The organism is Dietzia sp. SLG310A2-38A2, from assembly GCF_014145095.1.
Taxonomy (GTDB): Bacteria; Actinomycetota; Actinomycetes; order Mycobacteriales; family Mycobacteriaceae; genus Dietzia.
Map to the genome: position 1 here is coordinate 1,366 of NZ_JAALDX010000539.1, position 1,076 is coordinate 2,441.

Annotated in this window: 1 protein-coding gene; it reads left to right on the top strand. The window is 64.7% G+C overall.

Translation table 11 applies throughout. The annotated features are described in order from the left end of the window. Positions 1 to 190: hypothetical protein (locus G6027_RS17015; RefSeq protein ID WP_194306717.1), on the top strand; the 190-nt coding region annotated here is incomplete at its 5' end. Between the last annotated feature and the right edge of the window lie 886 nt (positions 191 to 1,076).

Below are 1,076 nucleotides of genomic sequence, written 5' to 3' on the forward strand. Positions count from 1 at the left end.
TCGGGTCCAGCAGTCCTCACACGAGGACGTGCCCGGCATCGGCCTGTGGCTCTGGAACGGCACCACCCCGGCCCAGTCGCTCAGTGTCGACGAGGCACGCCACCTCGGTCAGGCACTCCTAGACGCGGCGCAGCTCGTCGACGACCAGCGCGACGCCGCTATCCGCAACCTTCTCGACAACACCCCCTAGAACGCCCTCTGAGCAGCGTTCCCGCCCGCCCATGCCTCGGTATGGGTAGGGCAGGGATCGGCGCTCAGCGCGCCAACTAGACGGGTGTTTCAGGTAGTCCACCCCTAAAAAGACCACTCCCGTGTGCACACCCCAGAACGGGCTGGGGCGCTCCCGTAGCGGTGTCCGGCCGGACGCTACCGGGGGTCACGACCAAGCTCGCACCCATACGGGGCGGGCTACTCGTCGTGGGCAGATGGTCTATGCCGACATGGTGACCGGGCAAACCGTGGGGAAGGGGATCAAGCACCAGCACCCCGTAGGGGTTCCGCACTCCCTGTCTTTAACGGTGACGTTCCCGGTACGCCTTCTGACGGCAGGCCGGGGAACAGAACCTCGAGTCGGACCGGGCGGGCTCATACGTGTTCCCACAACCGTCACACGTTACGGGTACTGGAACATGTCTCGCCTTGTAGAGCTTCTGCCGACACGAGTTCGAACAGGTGACGTGCTTCCGGCGCTTATCCGACTCCATGTGGACCTTCTGGCCACACACCTCGCACACCACGACAGGGCTTAGCCTCGGTAGAGGGTCGGGATGAGCAACCGTCTTACCGTCATCTGACTCGAGCTGCATACCCTCTCTCGCGCACGGTAGGCACACTGGCTCGCGTGTCCACCACGGTCGCCGGCGCCGGTCAGCTCGCCTACCCACCTTCGCGTCGGCCATCGGCGTGCCGCGGTCCACCTCGTCATCACATATCGGGCATGACCTCACCAGTGTTCCCATAGCCGTAACGTTACGCTTAGCGGAACACTTTTGCTAGGGCTTGCGCGGCCAGATTCTTGAGGCCGGTGGGGCCCTGACCCCTACCCGCTGGAGTCAGGCGTCTCTCTCCCCCGGTGG